This is a genomic window from Stenotrophomonas sp. GD03654, from assembly GCF_029845105.1.
GTDB lineage: Bacteria > Pseudomonadota > Gammaproteobacteria > Xanthomonadales > Xanthomonadaceae > Stenotrophomonas > Stenotrophomonas africana.
In genome coordinates this window covers 71,753-94,230 of sequence record NZ_JAOCLC010000011.1, presented here as the reverse complement: position 1 = coordinate 94,230, position 22,478 = coordinate 71,753, and the positions used below count along the sequence as shown (strand labels likewise).

The window sequence follows — 22,478 nt, the reverse complement described above, 5'->3', positions numbered from 1 at the left end:
CACCTGCTGTTCCGAGCCCTTCCGGGGCGGATGATCGAAGACGGCTACCGCCCGACCACGAGCGGCAGCATGACCTCGGCTGCGATGGCGTTCATGCGCGATCACGGGGTGTTGAAGGACATCTACTCCGAGAGCACCGGCACGGCGCACAAGACGGCCAAGGGCACCAAGGTATCGGTGCGCACGGTCAAGGCCCCGGGGTTTGGCCCCAAGGGCGTGCTGCGCTGCATCCTGCCGTTCACGATCTTTCTCAAGCTCAAGGACATCGGTGGCAACGTCCTGCCGCCGTATGACGAGGAGTTCCGTGAAGTCGCGATGGACACGGCGCAAGCCGCGGCCTACCGCGATCTGGCGGGTCGGCTGACCGCGGAGCTGAAACAGGCTCTGGCGCGACGCGATACGACCTTGCTGGGTGTGGTCCTCAACGTGCTGCTGGCCTGGCCGGATTGCTGCTTCCGGTCGGAGACCGTGGTGCATCCGCGCACGCGCAACACCTTGGCGTTTGTCCCGGCTCAGTTCAACGAGTTCGAGATCAGCCCCAAGGAGCGTGAGCTGATCGACATCTGCAAAGAGGAGAAGGCGCAGGGCCGCAAGGTCCTGGCCTACACGGTCTATACCGGCACGCGCGACACCACGTCGCGCCTGAAGGTGTTGCTGGAGCAGGAAGGCTTCAAGGTGGCGGTGCTGCGCGCGAGCGTGGATGCCAGCCGCCGCGAAGACTGGATCGCCGAGCAACTGGACCGTGGCATCGACGTGCTCATCACCAACCCCGAGTTGGTCAAGACGGGGCTGGACCTGTTGGAGTTCCCGACGATCGTGTTCATGCAGTCGGGCTACAACGTGTACTCGCTCCAGCAGGCGGCACGCCGCTCCTGGCGCATCGGGCAGAAGCAGCCCGTGCGTGTGATCTACCTCGGCTACGCCGGTTCCTCGCAGATGACCTGCCTGGAGCTGATGGCCAAGAAGATCATGGTCTCGCAGTCCACCTCGGGCGACGTGCCCGAATCCGGGCTCGATGTCCTGAACCAGGACGGTGATTCCGTCGAGGTCGCACTGGCCCGGCAGCTTGTCGCCGCATGACACGTTCCACTTACGGCCCTTCGGGGCCGTTTTTTTTGCCGCTCCCGGTAAATCGGACGCTGCCTGGTTCGCATTGTTTGCTGCCGCTCGCGGCCTGAGCGGCGATGGTGAGGGCTGGATGTTTCAGGACGCCGAGCTATGTGCCCCTCTCCACCGTGGTTTCACTATCCCGAACGCCGCCTTCTGGCGGGATTTCTCGGCCTGCTGTGGTCGGTGCTGGCCGGTGGCTGCGCGACGACGACTGCGCCGGTCGCGCCCGACACCATCGCGGAAGTCTTGGCCGCGCCTGAACCCGAGGCTTCCGAGTACATCCCGGTCGTGCGCTACGCCCGCTACACACTGGTCGAACTGGCACCCATGGCGGCGCAGCGCGACCTGTTGTTGCAGACCATCGACGTGTCCATGCCCGAGGATGCCCGCGCCACGGTCGGGGATGGGCTTCGGCACGTGCTCAAACGCAGCGGCTATGGCCTGTGCCAGACCGCGCATGCCGTGATCGAGCTGTACGCGCTGCCGTTGCCGGCGGTACACCTGCACCTCGGCCCCATGACCTTGCGCGATGCGCTGCTCACGCTGGCTGGCCCGGCCTGGGAACTGCACGCGGATGACCGCGCACGGCAAATCTGCTTCGAGCGGCCCGGCGATCGCGCGGTCGCCGAGTCCCCATCCGAGCCACCCGCCACCGAGGCGGTGCAGACGTTCCCGCTGGCACCCATGGTTTCGGGAGGCCAGCCATGAACGCCCCGCAACCTGCCCAGCGATCGACCGCCGCCGTGGTGGTGCAGAGCCTGATGTGGCTCTGGTTGATCTTCCTCAGCGTCTTGGCGGCCCTGGGCTACCAGGCCCTCAGCGACCAGGCCGACCAGGAGCGGCTGGATTCCCGCCTGCAACGCCTGGAAGCGCAGGCAACTGGCTTGGCCGAGACGATCGAGGCCATCCAGCAGCGCCCGGCCGTCGCGACGGACGCTGACCTCAAAGACACCCGCCAGATTCTGGAAGCACGCGCGGCCCAGGTCGAGAAATCTCTCAGTGGCTACGCAGCGGCCGACGACCTCCAGGCGCTGCGCGCGGAGGTCGAGCAGATCAAGGCGCGCCAAGCCGCCGCGCGTGCCACCGCACCCGCCCAGCGGCGCGCATCGCGCACGTCCGCCGCCTCCAAGACCGAGCTGCCGCCGCTGCCATTCCGCGTCGTCGGCGCCGAACTGCGCGCCGGCCAGCGCAGCGTGTCCGTCGCGCCGAGCATCGGGGACTTCACGCCCGCCCAACTTCAGGTGCTGCTGCCCGGGGATGCGGTCGGCCCGTGGCGCCTGCAGGCGATCGAGGGCAACACCGCAGTGTTCCAGGCCGGCAACCAGACCCGCCGCGTGGCGATTCCCTGACCGGAGCACCCCATGAAGCCGTCGATCCTCCTTTTCGCGGTCCTGGTGGCGTCGTCGCAATGGCCCGCCTGGGCGCAGCAGCCCGCAACGACCTCGGCGCGCAACGCACAGAGCCAGGAGCGCCCGCTGGCCGCCCGCGTGCTGGACGACCGGGTGGCAACCGAATGGGGCTTGCAGCCACAAGAATGGGCACGCTACCGCGAGCTGATGGATGGGCCGCTGGGTATCTACTCGCCCAACCTGGACCCGCTGTCCGCCCTGGGCATCGAAGCTCGCACGGACGAAGAACGGCGCCGCTATGCGGAACTGCAGGTGCAGGTGGAAGCGCGCCGCGTCGAGAAGCTGCTCGCCTACCAGCGCGCCTACGACGAGGCCTGGCAGCGCCTGAATCCGGGGATGCAGCGCGTGAACCTGCCCGACGACAAGCCGGGCGCCGGCCCATCCAGCAGTCCCTTGCGCGGCAGCGGCCGCATGGCGGTGTTCGTCAAGGACGGCTGCGCAGCCTGCGGACAGCTCGTGCAGCGCCTGCAATCCTCGGGCGCGGAGTTCGACCTGTACATGGTGGGCAGCCGCCAGGATGACGCGCGCATCCGCGACTGGGCCAAGCGCGCGCAGATCGACCCGGCGCGCGTGCGCGCCGGCAGCATCACGCTCAACCACGACGGCGGCCGCTGGCTGTCACTGGGCCTGCCCGGCGATCTGCCCGCCGCCGTGCGCGAAGTGAACGGCCAATGGCAGCGCCAGCCGTAGCCATGCCCCTGCGCGCACTGGTGCTCACTGCCGGCCTGTATGCCGTTGCCGCCCTGGCCCAGGAGGTTCCGCCACCGGCTTACCAGCTTGCCGCCCAGCGCGCAGGCATCCCCTCGACCGTGCTCTACGCCGTGGCCTTGCAGGAGAGCGGCATCCGGCGCAACGGGCGCCTGGTGCCGTGGCCGTGGTCCCTCAACGTCGCCGGCCAGTCGCGCCGCTTCGCCACGCGCGCCGACGCCTGCGCTGGCCTGCAGCAGGCGATGCGCGCCACGCCGCACACGCGCATTGATGCGGGCCTGGGCCAGATCAACCTCGGCTACCACAAGCACCGCTTTACCGGCGCGTGCGACCTGCTGGATCCGTATCGCAACCTGGCCGTTGCCGCCGAGATCCTGAAGGAGCAGCACACCCCCGGCGAGGACTGGCTGCTGGCGATCGGCCGCTACCACCGCCCCGCAGGCGGCGAGCCCGCCGCCCGCTATCGGCGCAGCGTGTCGCGCCACCTTGCCCGCGTGCAGGGCACGCGACCAGCCGCCGCGGTCCTCGCGGCGCGCCAGGAGACCTCCCCATGACGAAACCCCATCCCGCCCATCTCGCGTTCACGGGCCTACTCATGCTGCTGTCAGGCCTGCCGCTGGCCTCGCGTGCCGGCGAGCCACTGATCGTTGTCGAGGACCGTGGCGGCACGTCGGCATTGCCGTACTACGAAGCCCTGAATCTCCAGCCGCGCGCCAACGCACCGGCGCGGCCGTCCATCCCGACGCCCCAGGTTCCTGCCACACGGGCGGACGAAGCCGCGATGCTGCCGGTGCGCAGCGCCAAGCTCACGCCCGGCACCGTCGCGCGACGGGTGATCGAAGCGCCCGGCCTGCGGCCGTTCGTGGTCATCGGCGACGACGAGGCTTCCCGGGCCTGGTTGCAGCGCCGCGCCGCCGCTTTGCGCGAACGTGGCGCGGTCGGCCTGGTCGTCAACGTCGAGACCGCGCAGGGCCTGGCGCGGCTGCGCGCCCTGGTGCCGGGCGTGCCGCTCGCGCCCGTGGCCGGCGACGACCTGGCCGATCGCCTGGGCCTGCGGCACTACCCGGCGCTGATCACGGCCACCGGCATCGAGCAATGAAGCCATGTCGGGCAAACAGCCGGTCGAGGTTCTGCTACGCCCAGCGGTGGAGCTATACACCGTCGCGGCGTGTGCAGGCGCCGCGTTTCTGTGCCTGGTGGCCCCATGGTCGCTCGCGCTGAGCCCGGCCATGGGCATCGGCAGCGCCTTGGCGTTCGGCGCCTACGGCGCGATCCGCTACCGCGATGCCCGCATCATCCTGCGCTACCGGCGCAACATCCGCCGTCTGCCGCGTTACGTGATGACCAGCAAGGACGTGCCGGTCAGCCAGCAGCGCCTATTCGTGGGGCGCGGCTTTCTCTGGGAGCAGAAGCACACGCATCGGCTGATGCAGACGTACCGGCCCGAGTTCCGCCGCTACGTCGAGCCGACGCCGGCCTACCGGCTGACCAGGCGCCTGGAGGAACGGCTGGAGTTCGCGCCATTGCCGCTCTCGCGCCTGCCGAAGCTCACCGGCTGGGACGCGCCTTTCAACCCCGTGCGCCCGTTGCCGCCTGTCGGCGGCCTGCCAAGGCTGCACGGCATCGAGCCCGACGAAGTGGACGTCAGCCTGCCGCTGGGCGAGCGCGTCGGGCACTCGCTGGTGCTGGGCACCACGCGGGTGGGCAAGACGCGCCTGGCCGAGTTGTTCGTCACGCAGGACATCCGTCGCAGGAATGCTGCCGGCGAGCATGAGGTCGTCATCGTCATCGACCCCAAGGGGGATGCCGATCTCTTGAAACGGATGTACGTCGAAGCCCAGCGCGCTGGCCGCGAAGGCGAGTTCTACATCTTCCACTTGGGCTGGCCGGAAATCAGCGCCCGCTACAACGCCGTGGGCCGCTTCGGTCGGATCTCGGAAGTGGCGACACGCATCGCGGGGCAGCTCTCCGGCGAAGGCAACAGCGCGGCGTTCCGCGAGTTCGCATGGCGCTTCGTGAACATCATCGCCCGCGCCCTGGTGGAACTGGGGCAGCGCCCGGACTACATGCTGATCCAGCGCCACGTCATCAACATCGACGCGCTGTTCATTGAGTACGCCCAGCACTACTTTGCCAAGACGGAGCCCAAGGCCTGGGAGGTGATCGTCCAGATCGAGGCCAAGCTCAACGAGAAGAACATCCCAAGGAACATGATCGGGCGCGAGAAGCGTGTGGTGGCGCTGGAGCAATACCTCTCCCAGGCGCGCAACTACGACCCTGTGCTCGATGGCCTGCGCTCGGCGGTGCGCTACGACAAGACCTACTTCGACAAGATCGTTGCATCGCTGCTGCCGCTGCTGGAAAAGCTCACGAGCGGCAAGATCGCCCAGCTCCTGGCGCCGAACTACTCCGACCTGGCCGACCCGCGCCCGATCTTCGACTGGATGCAGGTGATCAGGAAGCGCGCCGTCGTCTATGTCGGCTTGGACGCGCTGTCCGATGCGGAGGTCGCCGCAGCGGTCGGCAACTCGATGTTCAGCGATCTCGTCTCGGTGGCTGGGCACATCTACAAGCACGGAATCGACGATGGCCTGCCGGGCGCATCGGCTGGTGCGCGCGTGCCGATCAACGTGCATGCGGACGAGTTCAATGAATTGATGGGTGACGAGTTCATTCCGCTCATCAACAAGGGCGGTGGCGCGGGCCTGCAAGTCACCGCCTACACGCAAACGCTTTCGGACATCGAGGCCCGCATCGGCAACCGCGCGAAGGCCGGCCAAGTGATCGGGAATTTCAACAATTTATTCATGTTGCGCGTGCGCGAGACGGCCACCGCGGAACTGCTGACGAGGCAGTTGCCGAAGGTCGAGGTCTATACGACCACCATCGTCTCGGGCGCGACGGACAGCTCAGACATCCGCGGCGCGACGGACTTCACGTCGAACACCCAGGACCGCATCAGCATGGCCAGCGTGCCGATGATCGAGCCGTCACACGTCGTCGGTCTGCCCAAGGGCCAATGCTTCGCGCTGCTGCAGGGCGGCCAGCTTTGGAAGGTGCGCATGCCGCTTCCGGCGCCAGACCCCGATGAAGTGATGCCGACGGACTTGCAGCAACTGGCCGGGTATATGCGCCAGAGCTACAGCGAGGCCACGCAGTGGTGGGAGTTCACCAGTTCCGCAGCCTTGCCGCATGCAGCCTTGCCCGACGACCTGCTGGATGACGCCGCTCCAGCCGAGCCTGACGCGGTGGCCACCGGCGCCGACGACAGCACCGGCGAGGCCGCACCATGAAGGATGCCGCCTCGACCGCGCAGCGGGAGCAGAACCAGCGCCAGGGGCTGATCGTCGGCACCATCACCTTGCCGTTCCGGCTGCTCGGGGTGCTCATCGGCTCGCTGCTGTTCTCGATCGTGGTGGAGTGCGTCGGCATGCACCTGTTCTGGAAGGACCAGGGCTGGCGCCACTCCCAGCAGATGCTGCAGTACGAACTCGGGCACCTGTCCAACCACTTCACGCGCAGCGTGGTGGTGCAGGAGCCCGGGCGCACGGCGCACGAGCTGGTGGATACCGGGTACGAGTGGGTGTTCGTGCGCTCGGGGTTGCTGGAGCGCATGAGCCAGACCGCCGAGCGCGCCCGCGCGGCCAGCCACGGGCAGAGCCGCAACTTCCGCTACTACATCAGCCAAGTCTATGTCTGGGCCGAAAGCTACCTGATCGCTGCGGCCTTCACGACGCTCACCTTCCTGGTGCGCCTGCTGGTCCTGGTACTCACGCTGCCGCTGATCCTCACTGCAGCATTCGTCGGCCTGATCGACGGCCTGGTGCGACGGGATGTGCGCCGGTTCGGCGCGGGCCGCGAATCCGGCTTCATCTACCACCGCGCGAAGGCCAGCCTGATGCCGTTGGCCGTGCTGCCTTGGGTCACCTATCTCGCACTGCCCATAGCGGTGCATCCTCTGGTCATCCTGCTGCCCAGCGCGGCGTTGCTGGGGATGGCAGTCAGCCTGACCGCAGGCAGCTTCAAGAAGTACTTATGAGGTGACACGGGCGGCACTGCTCTGCAAAGCCGTGTGCCGTTCATCGGTTCTGCAGGGTATCAAGAGCAGCATCCAACGCCGTAACCGCCTCGACGACCGTTCTTACCGTCGCCCGATCGAACTCATGATCGCGCTGAGCGTCGTGCACACCGCTATTGAGGTAACCCCATTCAATACTCGTACCGCTGACATTGAGCAGCCTGACCAACGCCCCTACGGCATCCGGCGCACCCGCATGTTGCGCCGCGATACGCTCGACGGCCGACCGCAACTTGGTGCATTTATTGTTCAGCTCCCAAGGCGCGCGGGGCCCGCTCAGCTTGATGTCGATCCGGCCGTCCGCCCGCCGACCCAGCCACGTCCACAGGCGGTCCGTCAGACTCTCCAGCGCCGGCCGGGCCTGGCGCAGTGCCTCGCGTTTCTCGTCAGCCGCCAACGCCTGCTGGGCCAGAAGAACATAGTTCTTCGCTGGCGGGTCGCTGTCGACCCGCAGTTCGTGCTCTCCCTGATGCGGGAGAAACTTGTAGCGCTTGATGGCCGCGGCGCGGCGCACGCCCAACTCCTGCTGGATGCGGTGCAGGAACTCCTCTGCGTGCGAGGTGAGGATAACCTGCTTGCCGTGGAGCAAACCGTCCTCGAAGAAGGTACGCCAGATGCCATCGCGATGGTCGTCGTCTATCGCATTGACGACGTCATCGAAGATGACCACGGGGCAGCCCTGCGCGAGGTTCTTGGCAAGCAGAATCGCCAGACCCAAGCATTTGATGTGCCCTTCGCTGAAGACGATCAACGCGTCGTAGCGCACGCCCGGCTCGCCGGCGAACTCCACCTCGATCTTGCCGTTCTCGGCCACGGGCAACCACAGCGCGTGCAGCAGATCGCCGGGCGGATCGGCCCGGTTGAATGCGTTGTAGAGATGGCGGGCTTGGTCTCCCAGCCCCTGTAGCAGAACCCCCGGCAGAGCGGTCAGGTATGCCTGAATCTCGGGTAGGAAGCCGTCGTAGGCGGCCTTGACCCGCTGATGGTGCACCACCACCGGCATTTCGTCCGTGGCCGCCTGGATCAGGCCGCGGTTCGCGTCGTCGAATTGGGCCACGGTTTGGCGGGCGGCCGCCAGCTCCTGATCCGCAGTCGTGCGCATGGTCCGCAGCCGTTCGATCTCCAGCTGATGCTGTTGCAGGCGGTCCCGCTCCTGGGCCATCGCGCCGCGCTGGGCATGCACGTCGCGCGCCTGCGCGTCGAAGCCTTCGATGATCTGTGCGATCCGTAAGAGGGCTTGCCAGGCGCGCTGGTCCCCATTCACCCAGCCGCCGAGCCAATTGCCCGCCGACGTGGGAGGCAGCAGTGGCAGGCCCGCGGCCTGCGATTCGGCAGGACAAGCGACCCCAGCCGCCGCCACCACGCGGCGCATTTCGTCCCACAGCGCTCGGACCGCCTCGCTCAACTGCGTCCGATGCCCGGCCTCTTGCTGCTGCAGGACGGCCAGTTGCGCGAGCTGCTCCAGGCCCATTCGCGCCCTGGCGAACGGGTCCTGTGCCACAGCGGCCAGTCCGGTTCCACATGCCGGACACGCGGTCGCCCCGTCCGCCAACGCTTGCACGGCCTCGTAGAGCTTCGCGTACGACACCTCGCCCGCGCGGGCCGCGAGTTGCGCGGAAGACGCTTGCCACAGTCCCTGGACGCGGTAGGCCTCTGCCAGCAACGCTTGCAGGCGGGCCTGGGTCACCTCGTGAATGGCAGGCGGGTTGGCGTCCAGCTGAGCCTGGACATACGGTAGCCGTCCTTGCTGCTGCGGCGTACCCAGCAGCCAGTCCACGCAGGCTTGATAGGTCGCGCCAGGTGACATGCGCTGCGCCAAAGCTTGTTCCAGGCCCTCGACCGCTGCGATCTTCTGCGGGTAGGCGGCGATGGTCTGTTCGGAGTTCGCCAACCGCAGGCGACGCTGCGCCAGCTGCGCCGCCTGCACGCCGGCAAGCATCAGGTCCTGATCGAGCGAGGGGTTGAAGCCGCGCACGAACTCGCTGAACTGGTCCACGCCGAACAGGGTGGCGATGAGCTGGCGCTGATCGCTCGGGGTCCGCGCGGCGATTCGGGCGAAATCGTCGAGGCGGTTCTTCTCGATGAAGCAGAAGCGATACTCAGCTTCGTCGGGCTGGACGGCCTGCGCTTCGCCCGCCGCCGTAGACGACAGGACTGGCGCGACGTGGCGGCGCAGGCGAGCGTTGTTGCAGTACGTCCGCTGGTCGACCCGCTTGGCCTGCGCTTCGCTGATCGAACCGAGCATCGCCACTTCCAAGGCTTCGCAGAAGCTGCTCTTGCCGGTGCCGTTGGCACCGTAGACCAAGGTGATGTCATGGCTGAGGTCGAACGTCTCCTGCCGCATGAATCCTCGAAACGGCCCGACTTCGAGCTGGTGCAGTCGCCCGAGCGCCGGCCCGTTTTCGGGGCCGCGCGCGTCCCCGTCGTAGGCGACAGGCATCTGCGCCAGATGCGCGATGGCCAGCGGCGCCAAGCGCGTGGAGCGCCCCCGGCGTGCAGCACCGACCTCGGCCAGTGGCTGCAGGTGATCGAGCACCAGGTGCGCCAGCCGGCGCACGTCGTCGTGCACGTGCCGCTGCGCCAAGTGCGCCAGGAACCGGTGGTACTCCGAACGTATGCTTGCCACAGCGCCCCCTCACTTGGTCAACCACTGACCGTAAGCCTCCACATCGATCATGGGGACCGTTCCACTGAACTGAAGCTGCGCGATCAGCTTGAAAAGAAACGCGGTCGCCGGCTTGTTTTCGTTGGTGTAGCTGTACGCGCCGCTGGCTTGGTCATAGAAAAAGTGCCCGTGGGCGGCAACGCATCCGATGTCCAGACGCCCCTCGGTGAGGTTTGCGTTCAGCGCCTTGTCCATGGATGGACCCAATGCAGGACTCCATTCGCTCTCGAAGGTGAGCAAGCCACCCAGAATCGGAATCAACGGCTTCGCTGGGTAGGTCCCGCCAGCGTGCGGGATCGGCAGGCTCGTGCGGTGCAGCCTGCGCACACTGGCGACCTTCTCCTGGGCATAGGCCACAAGCCCCGCGTCAGCCGTCTGCTTGGCCTCGAAAACGGCGTACACGCTTTCGGCTGGAATGATCGTCTCGTTCTCGTAGGTGAAGATAAAAGGCGAATATTGCCGATCAAACACCACCACATCGATCTGCTGGCTGAAGTTCCCCAGGCTGTCCACCACATGCGCCTTGGCCGCCTGGTACCGTTTGGGCAGATAGGTATCCAGCATGTCGATCCAGACGTTCTCGCTCGCATCCCCCTTCGTACCCGGGTGACCGAAGGTCTTGCGTACTACGGACAAGCGCTGCTGGATGTCCTCATGCAGGGACGACAGGAGCTGGGAAAGCGACCACTGGGACATGCTGTACCTCGATGGGACGTGTATGGAAGCCGATGGAATCAGGACAGTGGGAACTTGGGGCCAAACAGTGCGCGCCAGGCGCGAAGCGCTTCGATATTGCGACCACGACGCGCGTGGTCGATGGCGATGCTTGCGTCTTGGCTCGCCTGGAACAGCAGCTGCTGCGCGCGCTGCTTGCGCGCGGCATCCATATCGTTGCTGATCGCCGGGCCAAGTCCGGCGGGATCCGGCCACTCGTCATGAACTCGATCGGCAAGCGTGGCAAAGAACGACTGGATCTCGCGATCGAACGATCCTCCCCAGCCGCCGTAAAGACACTCAAGGGCCATTACCTCGATCAGGAACGAGGGCTTCACCGGCTTCAGATCGCCGTGCTTGGGATTGTTGTTCCAGTACTTCACCATGCGCACGAGACCTTTCCACTCATTGCCATAGGCTTGGTGCGCTGCGGTCGCCTTGTCCTTATGGATCTCCGGGTCCGTCTTGATCCACTTTCCGGACGCCGTATCGGGGATCTCATACTGGTCGCCGGTATCGAATGCGGGCACCGCATCCACGCTGACCACCCGGTAGTCCGTGTTGTCCTCCGCGTCGATGTGAACACCGAAATCCACGTTGATCGAGCGCGCCTGTTTGCGCACGGCCGCCGAACCGTATTTCTCCACCAATGCAGAGTGGAAATCATCCAGCACTACCGATGCGGCCTTGCCGTGGTAATGCTTCTCCGAGTCCTTCAGCACGAAGAAGATGTCGATATCCTTGAGCGGCTTCGTCTTCGTGTATCGAGCATAGGAACCGGTCAGGAAGCTGCGCGCAATGCCGAACTTGGTCTGCAGGTAGTCCCGCACTTCGTTCTGGCGTTGCGAGGCATTCTTCTGTTCGCGTTCGTTGAGTTCCAGACGCGACTTGAACTTGCGAAAAGCTTCATCGATCGACAGCATCAGCGTTGCCTCCAATATCCGGCCTGACCCGCCAGGCCGCTGTGTTCGACAGTCGAGCCTAGGCTCTGCTTGACCATTCCATCCGTCGAGCGATAACTTCCTTTGCTCCATCCCTCCACATCAGGTCGCCCTGGCTTTGTATCGAGCATTAACTTGTACTTGGCCTGCGATGGCAGCAGCCCAGCTTTCTTGATCGCGTACTTCAACTGCTCGGTATCTGTCCAGAAGCTGCCGTCGCCATCGGACCACCCATACACGATGTCGATATCCCATCGGGTCACGAGCTTGTCGGTTGCCGGGTTGTAGATCTCCAGAATCACCTTGCGCAGATCACCGGTCCCGAGCCACGTCTTGATGGCTCGGGTATTGCTCTCCCAGCGATCCGCAAAGTGCTCAGGGTCCAGCCCACTGAGCAGGATGATGTCTTTCAAGCTCTTGAGGATGTTGTCGGTCACATAGGTAACCGAGTGCGTGTACGAGTAGGTGGCGACGGTGCTCATGACTTGAGGAAACCTCCGAGGTCGAGCGACAGCGCTTGCCCAGCATCGGCCTGCGCCTGCGTGGCAATTCCTTGGCTCAAGTCCCGTGCAATGATGCGAGAACTGTGCTTTTTGAGCGCGCTTTGCACCCAGCCGAGCTGCTCCTTCGGACACGGCAGCGAGACTCCCCAGTCTCCCTTCAACGGCTCGAACCCCAAGACTTCTTCGTTGGCATCATCACCATAGATCGCGTCTTCGTCGAAGAGGCAGTAGATCCTGGTCCGTGGTCCATCGCATGTCGCAACGATGGGCGCGCTCTTGGGTGCCTGGTCGGCGATCAAGCTGGCGGCCACGCCCGTCACGGCCCTGAGTTCAGAGCGAGCCGTGCCGTCCTTGCCCTGAGTGAGCAGTTCGACAATGGCATCCCATGTCTGCAACGCATCGCGGTGCGGCGAGCTGCGAAACGTCCGGCTGACAACGGTGGTCATTTTTGCTTCCCTCCTTGAAGGCGCATTTGCTTTGCCTGTCGTATCGCACTGCGCAAGTGCTCTACGGAAAGCTTGTTCGGATCGATAGCCACTTGCGGGTCGGCCGCGAGGGCGTTGGCTACGACCTTGCGAATGGCCCGACCATCCAATCCGACGCACTCGCCAGCGCACGCGTCGAACTGGTGAGCCGAGGAAAGCTTGCCAATCCCCGGAAATGTCTTTGCCAGGCCATTCAGGCAGTCCACTAGGATCTGCTTGCAGGCATCCTTGCCGGGCAGTGGCACCTCCATCACCATGTCGCAACGAGATAGGAAGGCACTGTCGACGGCCTGTGGGAAGTTGCTGGTGGCCACGAACAGCAGATGCGGGTTGCGTTCGGCCAACATGTCCAACTGCACCAACACCGCGTCGGTGGCCCGGTGCACATCAACCGGGTTGGCTTCCAGGCTGAGCTTCGCTCGATCAGCCGCAAGCGTTTCGACCTCGTCCAGAAGGACGATCGTCGGGCCCGCCGCTGCGGATTCTGCGATCGATTGCGAGAACAGGTCTGCCACGGCGCGTTGAGTCTTTCCCATTGCAGAGCTCGTCAGCGTGTGAGGCTCCACTTCCAGCAATCGAAACTTCGCAGAAGAAAAAGATTCGGCCACACGATGCGCCAAGCCCCGTGCCAAGGAGGTCTTCCCAGTCCCCGGCGGGCCGACCAACAAGATCACGCCGTGCAGGGGGAGTACCGTGCGCTCCACCTTGGGGCGCACCGTGAAGTTGACGATCGCTTGTGACAGCAACTGTTTTTTGATGGCTTCGTCCATCACGATCGAATCCCACAAGTCACCCAGCGACTTATCCGGCAGCTTCCAGCTTCGATGGATGCCTTTCGGCAAAGTGGCGTCTGATGAAGGATTCTTGGTCATCCGTGGCTCTCGGCGGGTCAGAGAATGGTGCGATAGGTCGCCAGCACCTTGGTCGTTTGCACAAGGCCTTGGCGCAGCAGGATTTCGAGATAGCGGTCCACATCGATCGGCGGATGCTTGAGTTGGGCACGCTGGCGCTGCGCAGCCGACACTACGGCGGCCGCATCCAGATCCAGCAGGTTGTCCACAAACTCATCGGGGTGCTGCGATTCGATGCCGTACGGAGCCAGCAGATCGTTCGGGAAATCACGTTCGTTGAACGTCACAATCACGCTCGCACCGCAGCGAATCGCCGCAGCCAGGACGTGCCGATCGTTCGGATCGGGTAATGTCAGGCCTGCCACGAGCGCTTCGTAGCCCTCCACCAAGCCGTCCGGAATGGCCCTGTCCATGAGATCCGACGTCCTGTCGACCTGAACCCGGGTGAGATCGGGGCGGTTGATCAACAGATTGCGTTTCCACTCCTCATGAATGGCTTGGCTCCACCGCGCCCGGAAGCGGCCAGACAGGCCGAGCCACATCAGGAAATCCCGCAGTGGCGCGGGATATAGAACGCACGCGTCGTAGACGGCGGTGAATGGGGAATGCCTCATTCGTATCCCATTCCCAACTCTTGCGACTGCTGAGCGAGTTCGGCCATCGCCTGCTCACTGGCGCGCTCGCGCGCTTCCTTGTACTGCATCAGATCGGCGAACCTCACCCTGCGGTGCTTGCCGGTGCGATGAAATGCCAACACCCCATCTTCTAGCAGCTTGACGAAATGGGGACGGGACACGTTGAGCAAGTCCGCCGCCTCTTGGGTCGTCAGCTCTGCATGGACGGGCACCACCTTTACTGCATTGCCATCGGCCAACTCGGCCAGGATGTCGACCAGCAGGCGTAAAGCCGAGGTAGGCAGTTCCACCTGATGAGCCTGTTTGTGGTCATCAAAGATCTGGATGTGCTGCGTCTCGAACTGGGTTGCGAGGTAAGCCGCCAAGGCACGTTGACCCTGGACGGCTGCCTTAACCTCTCCCGCGGCGGGAAGGGTCATCTTGGATTGGGCAGTGGCGGTGGTCATGGGTAGCTCCTAAGCGAAAACGGTTGCAGAGCCGATCATATTCGAAACACTCGAAAAACGCAATAATCGAAACTCCACCCGGGCTTTTGTAGGTTCGCTCGCGGTATGCCCAATCCGGTCGTCCGCCAGTTCCTATTGTTTGCGGCCTAAAACAGCCCTGATCTCCACGATCACCCCATTGCTGATCACACAGGAATGGCGCGATGGTGGCTTCGATCTGGCTGCGCGCCGCGCATCGCGGCGTGCCCACTTTTCTCGTGACGGCCCTCCTGCTGGGTCAGTCCCAGATGGCCTTGGCCGAGTCTCCGGCACAGCGCCAGGAGCTGGTCGCCGCACTGCGCCAGCTCGACGCGCTGGAGCGCACCGTCGCGGACAGCGCCGCGCATGCCCCCATCCAGCCGGGCGAGCGCTACCACTTCGACTACCCGCGGCTGCTGGCTGACCTGGCGCGCGTTCGCGCCGGCATCCAGTTTCACCTGACGCCATCGCGCGCTCAGCCGCGCGACCCCTCCGAACTGGCCGGCGACTACCGCACCGAGCGGGCGGCCGAGCCGCTGCCGGCGACGACTGCGGGGGGCAAGCAATGAACGGCGCCCAGGTCTCGGCATTTCAAGCCAACAGCGGCATCGCGCCTTCCGCAATGGCGACCGTCCTGGTCGGCGTCGTGTTCGCGGTCCTGCTCGTGTGGGGCGTCTGGGCCATCCGAACGGCCTACGTGGGGTGGTCCGAGAGCCGCCTCAACCAGCGCCAGTTCCTCGGCGTCTGCATCCGCTTCGTCGCGATGTACCTCGTCCTGAGTTTCTTCCTTCTGTCCTGACCTGAAAGGCCCGACCATGCACAACCGCATCCTCACTTCCCGTCTCGCCCAGCGCGCCGCCATGGCCCTGGGCGCCGCCGCGCTGCCCGCGCTGTCGTTCGCGCAAGGCCTGCCGCAGTTGGAGAACCCGACCCGCGGCACCGGCAACGGCATCATGGAAACGATCAGGAACTACGGCTACGACATCATCATGCTCGTAGCCCTCCTGGTCGTGGCGTCGATGTTCATCGGCGTCTGCTACCACGCCTACGGCACCTACGCGGAAATCCACACCGGCCGCAAGACCTGGGGCCAGTTTGGCCTCACCGTCGCGATCGGTGCCGTGCTGCTCGTGATCGGCATCTGGCTGCTCACCGAAGCCACCGGCATCCTGTAAGGCGAGGCCGGTATGTCCGAGCAGCAGCACGTCCGTGCGGACGGGACGGTCACGTTCCTTCCGCATCGGCTCAACCGCCACCCTGTTGTCGTGCGCGGCCTCACCGCCGACGAACTGTGGATCTGCTGCGGCCTGTCCGGCGCCGCCGGCCTGCTGGTCGGCGCGCCGCTGTCCTGGGTGTTCCGCACGATCGCCATCGCGCCGACGTTCGTCGTCCTGGGCGTGGCCCTGGGCGTCTTCATCGGCGGCGGCATCCTGCGCCGGCTCAAGCGCGGGCGCCCCGACACCTGGCTGTACCGGCAACTGCAATGGCGCATCGCCACGCGCCATCCACTGATGGCGGGATGGGTAGGCGGCCACGTGCTGATCTCGCGCTCCGGCTTCTGGTCCACCCGAAGGTCCGTTGCAAGGGGGGCACGATGAGCCGCTTCAAGAACGAGATCACCCACCTGCAGGCGCACATCAAGACCTTGCGCCTGGGCGCGGGCGCGCTGGTCATTGTCGCCCTGGTCATGGGCGGCGGCTGGTGGAGCGCGCCGCGCGACCTGACCATCCACGTCCCGCCCGACCTGCGCTCTGGCAGTACCCGCAAGTGGTGGGAAGTGCCGCCCGAATCGGTCTATGCGTTCACGTTCTACGTGTTCCAGACGCTGAACCGCTGGCCGACCAATGGCGAAGAAGACTACTCGCGCAACCTCCACACGCTCTCGCCGTACCTCACCCCGTCCTGCCAGGCCTTCCTTCGCGCGGACTACGACTACCGCCGCTCCACCGGCGAGCTACGCCAGCGCGTGCGCGGCATCTACGAGATTCCCGGCCGCGGCTATGGCGACGACCCCACGGCGCGCGTGCGCACCGTGTCCGATCGCGACTGGGTGGTGACGCTGGACATCACGGCGGACGAGTACTACGGCGCCGAGCAGGTCAAGCGCGCCCTGGTGCGTTATCCGATCAAGGTCACGCGGGTGGACGTCGATCCCGCCCGCAACCCGTTCGGCCTGGCGCTGGACTGCTACGAAGGCGCGCCCCAGCGCATCAGTGCACCGGAGCCGGCGCGCCCGGCGTCGAGTGGCCTGTCTCCGCAAGCGCCTCAAGGAGGAAACACCCCATGAAGCATCCTGTACTCGCGCTGCTGGGGCTACTGGCCGTGGCCGCGGCACCCGTCGCCCAGGCGGTGGAGATCCTGCGTTGGGAACGCATGCCACTGGCAGTGCCGCTGAAGGTCGGTCAGGAACGCATCGTGTTCATCGACCGGAACGTGCGCGTGGGCGTGCCCGCGGGCGTGGGCGAACGCCTGCGCGTGCAGAGTGCGGGTGGCGCGGTGTACCTGCGCGCCAGCGAGCCGATCGAGCCCACGCGGTTGCAACTGCAGGACGCCGACACGGGCGCGCTGATCCTGCTGGACATCGCAGCCGAACCGCCCAAGGACGGGGAAGCCGAGCTGGAGCCGGTGCGCATCGTCGAGGGTGACAGCGCACCGGGACGCTATGGCGAGCAGGCCGACAGTGCCGAGGCCCCGGCACGCGCCCAGGGCCAGGCAGGTGCGCGGACCGCGCGGCGCGAAACTCCGGTCCCTGTCGTGCTGACGCGCTTCGCCGCGCAGAACCTCTACGCACCGCTGCGCACCGTCGAGCCGCTTCCGGGCGTCATGCGGGTCAACCTGCCCCGCGACCTCGACCTGGACACACTGATGCCAACGCTGCCGGTGCGCGCGGTCGCGCTCGCGTCGTGGCGCCTGGAAGACCAATGGGTGACTGCCGTGCGCCTTACCAACACCGGCGCCGACTGGGTCGCGCTCGACCCGCGCGTGCTGCAAGGCGATTTCCTCACCGCCACCTTCCAGCACGAGGCGCTGGGCCCGCGCGGCACGCCCGAGGACACGACCGTCCTCTACCTGGTCACGGGCGGCCGCGGCCTCGCGCAGTCGCTGCTGCCGGCGATTCACCGCTTCGACCCTGCCGTGCATCTGCCGCAGCCGGACGGCGACGAGAACGCCAAGGAGGCCCGCCATGCGCAGTAACGGCCTGCTCAAGTGGCTGATGATCCCTGTCGCCATCCTGGTGCTGTTCGTCGGTATCCGGCTGTTCTCGGGTGGAGGCAGCACGGCGCCACCCGCGGCGGACAACGGCGCCCAGCTCACGCCCGAGGAAATGAAGGCGCTGGGCATCGAAGGCGACACCCCGCGCGACACCGTGGCGACGCTCGTTGCCCAAGTGAAGCAGTTGCGCACCGAGCTTCAGACCGCGCTCTCGGACAACAAGTCGCAGCGTGAAGAGAACCAGCGACTGCGCCAGCGCGAGAACTCCATCGACCAGCGCATCAACTCGGCGCTCGAATCCGAGCGGTCCAACCTGCGCCGCGACCAGGAGCAGGCGGCCAGCGCGCGCCAGCAGACCGAAGGGCTGCTCGCCGACCTGCAGCGGCGCCTGGACAGCATCGGCGGGCGCGGCGGCGGCCATGCGGACCTGCCCGTGGGCCTGGGGCTGCAGGGCGGCGACGAGGCCGGCATGGAGGGCGGCGTGCGGTGGGTCGAGCCGGACGACGCAAAGCCCGCCGAGGGGCGCAACGGCGGTCGTGGCGCGAGCGGCGGAATGAGCTTCCCCACGAGCTTCGGCCCGGCGCAGAGCACGCTCGAAACCACCGCGGAAACCGTGGCCAACGCGGGCGCCCGCGCCTCTGGGGTCAAGAGTGCCAAGCCGGTCTATACCGTGCCGACCAACTCCACGCTCATGGGTTCGGTCGCCATGACCGCGCTGATCGGCCGCGTGCCGATCGACGGCACGGTCAACGATCCCTATCCGTTCAAAGTCCTGGTCGGGCCGGACAACCTGACCGCCAATGGCATCGACATTCCCGACGTGGCCGGCGCCGTGTTCAGCGGCACCGCATCGGGCGACTGGACGCTTTCGTGCGTGCGCGGCCAGGTGCGCAGCATCACGTTCGTCTTCAACGACGGCACGATCCGCACGATCCCCGAAGACCGCGAGGGCAACCAGCAGAACAACCAGCAACGCGACGGCTTGGGCTGGATCAGCGACCCGCACGGCATCCCCTGCGTCAGCGGCGAGCGGCGCAGCAACGCCCAGCAGTACCTCGGCTCGCAGGCCCTGATCACCGCGGCCGGTGCCGGCGTGGCCTCGCTCATCGAGAGCGACAGCGGCCGCATGTCCTATGTCGGCTCGGACGGCTCCATCGGCACCGTGGGCATCACCGGCCAGGAAGCGGTCGGCCAGATTCTCGCGGGCGGTGTCCGGGACATGTCGGCCTGGGTCAACAAGCTCTACGGCCAGGCGTTCGCCGCCGTCTATGTGCAGCCCGGCGCCAAGGTCGCCGTCCACCTCGAAAAACCGCTCGCCATCGACTTCGATCCCGAAGGCCGCAAGGTCGATCACCGCGCAGGAGAAAGCCATGCTCTCGAACTCGATTAAGGGCCTGGTGCTGGCCCTCGCCGTCGCGGTGCTCGGCGGCTGCGCCACCAGCAAGGAAAAGCTGCTGACCCACGGTGACCGCACGATGATGGACATCTGGCAGCAGGAGGCCGGCGACGGCGGTGGCGCAGCCGGACGGAACGCCGGCCGCCAGCTGCTCGATGCGCGCCAGAGCCTGCGTCGGCCCCTGACCGACGCCGACGTGCAGGCCGCACCTGTCGAGCAGATGCGCTACACGCGCACCGCGCGCAATGAGGTCCACCGCCAGTTCCAGCGCCTGCCCAATCCCGATCTCGTGATGTACGTGTACCCGCATCTGGCCGGCACCGATCCCGTGCCGGTGCCCGGCTACACGACCGTCTTCCCGCTCTACCAGCGCATCCAGTACGCGATGCCGGGCGAGCGCGTGGAGGACTACTGATGCGGTGGAAACTCCCATGGCCGAAGCTGGCCGGCGCCGGCTCCAGTAGCCCGGCTAGCGATGAGCAGCCGGACAGCTGGCAGCGCCACGTCGAGGCCTTGCGCCAGGCCGGCATCCCCGAACCCGGTTCGGCAGTCCACGGCCGCAAGCCAGCGACCGTGGCCGACGAGCAGGCGCTGTACGACGTTGCGCCGTCCTTCGTGGAACTGCTGCCCTGGGTGGAGTTCTTGCCCGGGTCGAAATCGATGCTCCTGGAGGATGGCCAATCGGTGGCGGCGTTCTACGAACTGGTGCCGCTGGGCACCGAAGGCCGGGAACCCGGCTGGCTCGCGCATGCCCGCGACGCCCTGGAAAACGCGCTTCAGGACAGTTTCGATGAACTGGACGAGAACCCGTGGGTGCTCCAGCTCTATGCCCAGGACGAACCGAGCTTCGACCAGTACATGCAGACCTTGCGCGATTACGTGCAGCCACGTGCGCGCGGCTCGGCGTTCACCGAGTTCTACTTGCGCTTCTTCGGCCACCACCTGCGCGCTGTGGCCAAGCCCGGCGGCCTGTTCGAGGACACGGTGGTCACGCGGCTGCGCTGGCGCGGCCAGACGCGGCGGGTGCGCATGGTGATCTATCGCCGTGCAACTGGGCAGGCAAGCCGCCGCGGCCAGACGCCCGAGCAGATGCTGAACATCGTCTGCGACCGCCTGTGCGGCGGCCTGGCGAACGCCGGCATCCAGGCACGGCGCATGGTCGCAGCCGACGTCCACGACTGGCTGCTGCGGTGGTTCAATCCGCGCCCGGCGATGCTTGGACCGAGTGCAGAGGACCGGGAGCGCTTCTACGCGCTGGCGCGCTACCCCGACAGCACCGAAGAAAGCGAGGCCGGCGAAATCGAGCTGGCGAGCGGGCGGGATTTCAGCCAGCGGCTGTTCTTCGGCCAGCCACGCTCCGACGTGGAGCACGGCACCTGGTATTTCGACGGCATGCCGCACCGCGTGCTGATCACCGACCGGCTGCGCATGCCGCCCGGCACCGGACACCTGACCGGCGAGACCCGCAAAGGGGATGCCATCAACACGCTGTTCGACCAGATGCCGGAAGACACCTTGCTGTGTCTCACGATGGTCGCCACGCCGCAGGATGTCCTGGAAGCGGATCTCAACCACCTGGCGAAGAAGGCCGTGGGCGAGACGCTGGCGTCGGAGCAGACGTTGAAGGACGTGCAGGAAGCCCGCTCCCTCATCGGCAGCGCACACAAGCTCTACCGGGGGACGCTGGCATTCTACCTGCGCGGACGCGACGAAGCGGAACTGGACCGGCGCGGCCTGGACCTGGCGAACGTGATGCTCAATGCTGGCTTGCAGCCGGTGCGCGAGGACGACGAGGTGGCGCCGCTCAACAGCTACTTGCGGTGGCTGCCATGCTGCTACAACCCCGGCCAGGATCGGCGCAAGTGGTACACCCAACTGATGTTCGCTCAGCACGCGGCGAACCTGTCGCCGGTGTGGGGCCGCGCTCAAGGTACGGGGCACCCGGGCATCACGATGTTCAACCGCGGTGGCGGGCCGATCACCTTCGACCCGCTCAGCCGCCTGGATCGGCAGATGAACGCCCATCTGTTCCTGTTCGGCCCCACCGGCTCCGGCAAGAGCGCCACGCTCAACAACCTCTTGAATCAGGTCACGGCCATCTACCGACCGCGGCTGTTCATCGTGGAGGCTGGCAACAGCTTCGGCCTGTTCAGCGACTTCGCACGCATGCTCGGGCTGACGGTAAACCGGGTCAAGCTGGCCCCAGGTTCGGGCATCAGCCTCGCGCCATTCGCAGACGCGCGTCGGCTGATCGAGACGCCCAGCGACGTGCAGACGCTCGACGCCGACGCGCTGGATGAAGACCCGCCACCAGATGCCTCGGCCATGGAGGCGGACGAGCAGCGCGACGTGCTCGGCGAACTGGAGATCACGGCGCGGCTGATGATCACGGGCGGAGAGGACAAGGAGGAAGCCCGGATGACGCGGGCTGACCGCTCGCTGATCCGTCAGTGCATCCTCGACGCCGCCGAGCACTGCGTGGCCGACAAACGCACGGTGCTTACGCGCGACGTGCGCAACGCGTTGCGCGCCCGCGGCCAGGACCCGACGCTGCCCGAAATGCGCCGCGTGCGGCTGCTGGAGATGGCGGATGCGATGGACATGTTCTGTCAAGGCACGGACGGCGAAATGTTCGACCGCGACGGCACGCCGTGGCCCGAAGCCGACATCACCTTGGTTGACCTCGCGACATACGCCCGCGAGGGCTACAACGCGCAGCTCTCCATCGCTTACATCAGCCTGATCAGCACGGTGAACAACATCGCCGAGCGCGACCAATACCTGGGACGCCCGATCATCAACGTCACCGACGAAGGCCACATCATCACGAAGAACCCGCTGCTCGCGCCCTACGTCGTGAAAATTACAAAGATGTGGAGGAAATTGGGGGCCTGGTTCTGGCTCGCGACGCAGAACATCGACGACCTGCCGCGCGCCGCGGAGCCCATGCTCAACATGATCGAGTGGTGGATCTGTCTCAGCATGCCGCCCGATGAAGTTGAGAAGATCGCGCGGTTCCGCGAACTCTCGCCCGCGCAGAAGGCGCTGATGCTTTCGGCGCGCAAGGAAGCGGGGAAATTCACCGAAGGCGTCATCCTCTCCAAGAGCATGGAAGTGCTGTTCCGCGCCGTGCCGCCGTCCCTGTACCTCGCCCTCGCGCAGACAGAACCCGAGGAGAAGGCCGAACGCTACCAGCTCATGCAGCAGTACGGCTGCACCGAACTGGAAGCGGCTTTCAAGGTGGCCGAGAAGATCGACCAGGCCCGCGGCATCGAGTCGCCGGCCCTGGAACTGTCGTAAACCGGA

General features: G+C 66.0%; 25 protein-coding genes. 17 read left to right on the top strand and 8 right to left on the bottom strand.

What is annotated here, in order from left to right; all coding sequences use genetic code 11:
* The 8 genes from N5J73_RS06820 to N5J73_RS06785 all read left to right on the top strand — a co-directional run.
* A partial coding sequence (locus tag N5J73_RS06820; RefSeq protein WP_031684076.1) for a C-terminal helicase domain-containing protein occupies positions 1–1,080 on the top strand: 1,080 nt, incomplete at its 5' end.
* A gap of 138 nt (positions 1,081–1,218) precedes the next feature.
* Complete coding sequence (locus N5J73_RS06815) at positions 1,219–1,818, top strand: PilL N-terminal domain-containing protein (RefSeq protein WP_003098890.1); 600 nt, start codon at positions 1,219–1,221, stop codon at positions 1,816–1,818.
* Positions 1,815–2,459: a hypothetical protein gene (locus N5J73_RS06810; protein WP_003098888.1), complete on the top strand. Its 645-nt coding sequence runs from the start codon at positions 1,815–1,817 to the stop codon at positions 2,457–2,459. Before N5J73_RS06815 ends, N5J73_RS06810 begins: the two co-directional genes overlap by 4 nt.
* Before the next feature lie 12 nt (positions 2,460–2,471).
* Positions 2,472–3,209 carry a TIGR03759 family integrating conjugative element protein gene (locus tag N5J73_RS06805; RefSeq protein WP_003098886.1) on the top strand — a complete coding sequence of 246 codons (738 nt, stop codon included), beginning with the start codon at positions 2,472–2,474 and terminating at the stop codon, positions 3,207–3,209.
* Positions 3,191–3,781 (top strand): transglycosylase SLT domain-containing protein, encoded by a 591-nt coding sequence (locus N5J73_RS06800; RefSeq protein WP_003109780.1) that lies wholly within the window; start codon positions 3,191–3,193, stop codon positions 3,779–3,781. The genes N5J73_RS06805 and N5J73_RS06800 overlap by 19 nt, the downstream gene beginning before the upstream one ends.
* Positions 3,778–4,326 carry an integrating conjugative element protein gene (locus N5J73_RS06795; protein ID WP_003109779.1) on the top strand — a complete coding sequence of 183 codons (549 nt, stop codon included), beginning with the start codon at positions 3,778–3,780 and terminating at the stop codon, positions 4,324–4,326. Before N5J73_RS06800 ends, N5J73_RS06795 begins: the two co-directional genes overlap by 4 nt.
* Before the next feature lie 4 nt (positions 4,327–4,330).
* Positions 4,331–6,520: a type IV conjugative transfer system coupling protein TraD gene (traD, locus tag N5J73_RS06790; RefSeq protein ID WP_004350569.1), complete on the top strand. Its 2,190-nt coding sequence runs from the start codon at positions 4,331–4,333 to the stop codon at positions 6,518–6,520.
* A complete protein-coding gene (locus N5J73_RS06785) occupies positions 6,517–7,266 on the top strand; it encodes a TIGR03747 family integrating conjugative element membrane protein (protein ID WP_003153644.1) in 750 nt (249 codons plus the stop codon). The genes traD and N5J73_RS06785 overlap by 4 nt, the downstream gene beginning before the upstream one ends.
* Positions 7,267–7,306: 40 nt before the next feature.
* Here N5J73_RS06785 and N5J73_RS06780 read toward each other — a convergent pair whose 3' ends face one another.
* From N5J73_RS06780 to N5J73_RS06745, 8 genes are read right to left on the bottom strand one after another with little or no spacing between them, the layout of a single operon-like run.
* Positions 7,307–9,931: an AAA family ATPase gene (locus tag N5J73_RS06780; protein ID WP_003153642.1), complete on the bottom strand. Its 2,625-nt coding sequence runs from the start codon at positions 9,929–9,931 to the stop codon at positions 7,307–7,309.
* A 9-nt stretch (positions 9,932–9,940) separates the two neighbouring features.
* The gene (nucC, locus tag N5J73_RS06775) at positions 9,941–10,666 is read right to left on the bottom strand and encodes a CBASS effector endonuclease NucC (RefSeq protein ID WP_003050273.1); all 726 of its coding nucleotides are present in this window, start codon (positions 10,664–10,666) and stop codon (positions 9,941–9,943) included.
* A 38-nt stretch (positions 10,667–10,704) separates the two neighbouring features.
* Entirely contained in the window at positions 10,705–11,607 is a 903-nt protein-coding gene (locus N5J73_RS06770; protein ID WP_003153640.1) for a CBASS oligonucleotide cyclase, read from the bottom strand.
* Entirely contained in the window at positions 11,607–12,107 is a 501-nt protein-coding gene (gene cap7 / locus N5J73_RS06765; protein ID WP_003090159.1) for a type III CBASS phage resistance system CD-NTase-associated protein Cap7, read from the bottom strand. The genes N5J73_RS06770 and cap7 overlap by 1 nt, the downstream gene beginning before the upstream one ends.
* Positions 12,104–12,574 (bottom strand): type III CBASS phage resistance system CD-NTase-associated protein Cap8, encoded by a 471-nt coding sequence (cap8, locus tag N5J73_RS06760; RefSeq protein WP_003153638.1) that lies wholly within the window; start codon positions 12,572–12,574, stop codon positions 12,104–12,106. The genes cap7 and cap8 overlap by 4 nt, the downstream gene beginning before the upstream one ends.
* On the bottom strand, positions 12,571–13,485 hold the full coding sequence (locus tag N5J73_RS06755) for an AAA family ATPase (RefSeq protein WP_003050256.1): 915 nt from the start codon (positions 13,483–13,485) through the stop codon (positions 12,571–12,573). Before N5J73_RS06755 ends, cap8 begins: the two co-directional genes overlap by 4 nt.
* A 17-nt stretch (positions 13,486–13,502) precedes the next feature.
* Entirely contained in the window at positions 13,503–14,078 is a 576-nt protein-coding gene (locus N5J73_RS06750) for a PIN domain-containing protein (protein WP_003153636.1), read from the bottom strand.
* Positions 14,075–14,545 carry a helix-turn-helix domain-containing protein gene (locus N5J73_RS06745; protein WP_003050245.1) on the bottom strand — a complete coding sequence of 157 codons (471 nt, stop codon included), beginning with the start codon at positions 14,543–14,545 and terminating at the stop codon, positions 14,075–14,077. Before N5J73_RS06745 ends, N5J73_RS06750 begins: the two co-directional genes overlap by 4 nt.
* Positions 14,546–14,748: 203 nt before the next feature.
* Here N5J73_RS06745 and N5J73_RS06740 point away from each other — a divergent pair, with 203 nt between their 5' ends.
* From N5J73_RS06740 to N5J73_RS06700, 9 genes are read left to right on the top strand one after another with little or no spacing between them, the layout of a single operon-like run.
* Positions 14,749–15,132 carry an RAQPRD family integrative conjugative element protein gene (locus tag N5J73_RS06740; RefSeq protein ID WP_003090167.1) on the top strand — a complete coding sequence of 128 codons (384 nt, stop codon included), beginning with the start codon at positions 14,749–14,751 and terminating at the stop codon, positions 15,130–15,132.
* A complete protein-coding gene (locus N5J73_RS06735; RefSeq protein WP_003050225.1) occupies positions 15,129–15,362 on the top strand; it encodes a TIGR03758 family integrating conjugative element protein in 234 nt (77 codons plus the stop codon). Before N5J73_RS06740 ends, N5J73_RS06735 begins: the two co-directional genes overlap by 4 nt.
* Before the next feature lie 16 nt (positions 15,363–15,378).
* A complete protein-coding gene (locus N5J73_RS06730) occupies positions 15,379–15,738 on the top strand; it encodes a TIGR03745 family integrating conjugative element membrane protein (RefSeq protein ID WP_003153634.1) in 360 nt (119 codons plus the stop codon).
* Between the two features lie 12 nt (positions 15,739–15,750).
* Positions 15,751–16,161 (top strand): TIGR03750 family conjugal transfer protein, encoded by a 411-nt coding sequence (locus N5J73_RS06725; protein WP_003821108.1) that lies wholly within the window; start codon positions 15,751–15,753, stop codon positions 16,159–16,161.
* Complete coding sequence (locus N5J73_RS06720; protein WP_012614071.1) at positions 16,158–16,850, top strand: PFL_4703 family integrating conjugative element protein; 693 nt, start codon at positions 16,158–16,160, stop codon at positions 16,848–16,850. The genes N5J73_RS06725 and N5J73_RS06720 overlap by 4 nt, the downstream gene beginning before the upstream one ends.
* The gene (locus tag N5J73_RS06715) at positions 16,847–17,758 is read left to right on the top strand and encodes a TIGR03749 family integrating conjugative element protein (protein WP_004350604.1); all 912 of its coding nucleotides are present in this window, start codon (positions 16,847–16,849) and stop codon (positions 17,756–17,758) included. The genes N5J73_RS06720 and N5J73_RS06715 overlap by 4 nt, the downstream gene beginning before the upstream one ends.
* The gene (locus N5J73_RS06710; protein ID WP_004350605.1) at positions 17,748–19,166 is read left to right on the top strand and encodes a TIGR03752 family integrating conjugative element protein; all 1,419 of its coding nucleotides are present in this window, start codon (positions 17,748–17,750) and stop codon (positions 19,164–19,166) included. Before N5J73_RS06715 ends, N5J73_RS06710 begins: the two co-directional genes overlap by 11 nt.
* Positions 19,147–19,587 (top strand): TIGR03751 family conjugal transfer lipoprotein, encoded by a 441-nt coding sequence (locus N5J73_RS06705; protein WP_003149753.1) that lies wholly within the window; start codon positions 19,147–19,149, stop codon positions 19,585–19,587. The genes N5J73_RS06710 and N5J73_RS06705 overlap by 20 nt, the downstream gene beginning before the upstream one ends.
* Positions 19,587–22,472, top strand: coding sequence for a conjugative transfer ATPase (locus N5J73_RS06700; protein ID WP_012614070.1), 2,886 nt, complete (start codon positions 19,587–19,589; stop codon positions 22,470–22,472). Before N5J73_RS06705 ends, N5J73_RS06700 begins: the two co-directional genes overlap by 1 nt.
* The last annotated feature ends 6 nt before the right edge of the window (positions 22,473–22,478 follow it).

Bases quoted from the DNA above. Each gene is read 5' to 3' on its own strand.
- N5J73_RS06715 (WP_004350604.1), top strand. From the start codon at position 16,847: ATGAAGCATCCTGTACTCGCGCTGCTGGGGCTACTGGCCGTGGCCGCG.
- N5J73_RS06740 (WP_003090167.1), top strand. From the start codon at position 14,749: ATGGTGGCTTCGATCTGGCTGCGCGCCGCGCATCGCGGCGTGCCCACT.
- N5J73_RS06755 (WP_003050256.1), bottom strand. From the start codon at position 13,485: ATGACCAAGAATCCTTCATCAGACGCCACTTTGCCGAAAGGCATCCAT.
- N5J73_RS06730 (WP_003153634.1), top strand. From the start codon at position 15,379: ATGCACAACCGCATCCTCACTTCCCGTCTCGCCCAGCGCGCCGCCATG.
- N5J73_RS06700 (WP_012614070.1), top strand. From the start codon at position 19,587: ATGCGGTGGAAACTCCCATGGCCGAAGCTGGCCGGCGCCGGCTCCAGT.
- traD (WP_004350569.1), top strand. From the start codon at position 4,331: ATGTCGGGCAAACAGCCGGTCGAGGTTCTGCTACGCCCAGCGGTGGAG.
- nucC (WP_003050273.1), bottom strand. From the start codon at position 10,666: ATGTCCCAGTGGTCGCTTTCCCAGCTCCTGTCGTCCCTGCATGAGGAC.
- N5J73_RS06770 (WP_003153640.1), bottom strand. From the start codon at position 11,607: ATGCTGTCGATCGATGAAGCTTTTCGCAAGTTCAAGTCGCGTCTGGAA.
- N5J73_RS06705 (WP_003149753.1), top strand. From the start codon at position 19,147: ATGCTCTCGAACTCGATTAAGGGCCTGGTGCTGGCCCTCGCCGTCGCG.
- N5J73_RS06795 (WP_003109779.1), top strand. From the start codon at position 3,778: ATGACGAAACCCCATCCCGCCCATCTCGCGTTCACGGGCCTACTCATG.
- N5J73_RS06745 (WP_003050245.1), bottom strand. From the start codon at position 14,545: ATGACCACCGCCACTGCCCAATCCAAGATGACCCTTCCCGCCGCGGGA.
- N5J73_RS06810 (WP_003098888.1), top strand. From the start codon at position 1,815: ATGAACGCCCCGCAACCTGCCCAGCGATCGACCGCCGCCGTGGTGGTG.
- N5J73_RS06750 (WP_003153636.1), bottom strand. From the start codon at position 14,078: ATGAGGCATTCCCCATTCACCGCCGTCTACGACGCGTGCGTTCTATAT.
- N5J73_RS06785 (WP_003153644.1), top strand. From the start codon at position 6,517: ATGAAGGATGCCGCCTCGACCGCGCAGCGGGAGCAGAACCAGCGCCAG.
- N5J73_RS06710 (WP_004350605.1), top strand. From the start codon at position 17,748: ATGCGCAGTAACGGCCTGCTCAAGTGGCTGATGATCCCTGTCGCCATC.
- N5J73_RS06805 (WP_003098886.1), top strand. From the start codon at position 2,472: ATGAAGCCGTCGATCCTCCTTTTCGCGGTCCTGGTGGCGTCGTCGCAA.
- N5J73_RS06725 (WP_003821108.1), top strand. From the start codon at position 15,751: ATGTCCGAGCAGCAGCACGTCCGTGCGGACGGGACGGTCACGTTCCTT.
- N5J73_RS06720 (WP_012614071.1), top strand. From the start codon at position 16,158: ATGAGCCGCTTCAAGAACGAGATCACCCACCTGCAGGCGCACATCAAG.
- N5J73_RS06815 (WP_003098890.1), top strand. From the start codon at position 1,219: ATGTGCCCCTCTCCACCGTGGTTTCACTATCCCGAACGCCGCCTTCTG.
- N5J73_RS06735 (WP_003050225.1), top strand. From the start codon at position 15,129: ATGAACGGCGCCCAGGTCTCGGCATTTCAAGCCAACAGCGGCATCGCG.
- N5J73_RS06800 (WP_003109780.1), top strand. From the start codon at position 3,191: ATGGCAGCGCCAGCCGTAGCCATGCCCCTGCGCGCACTGGTGCTCACT.
- cap7 (WP_003090159.1), bottom strand. From the start codon at position 12,107: ATGAGCACCGTCGCCACCTACTCGTACACGCACTCGGTTACCTATGTG.
- cap8 (WP_003153638.1), bottom strand. From the start codon at position 12,574: ATGACCACCGTTGTCAGCCGGACGTTTCGCAGCTCGCCGCACCGCGAT.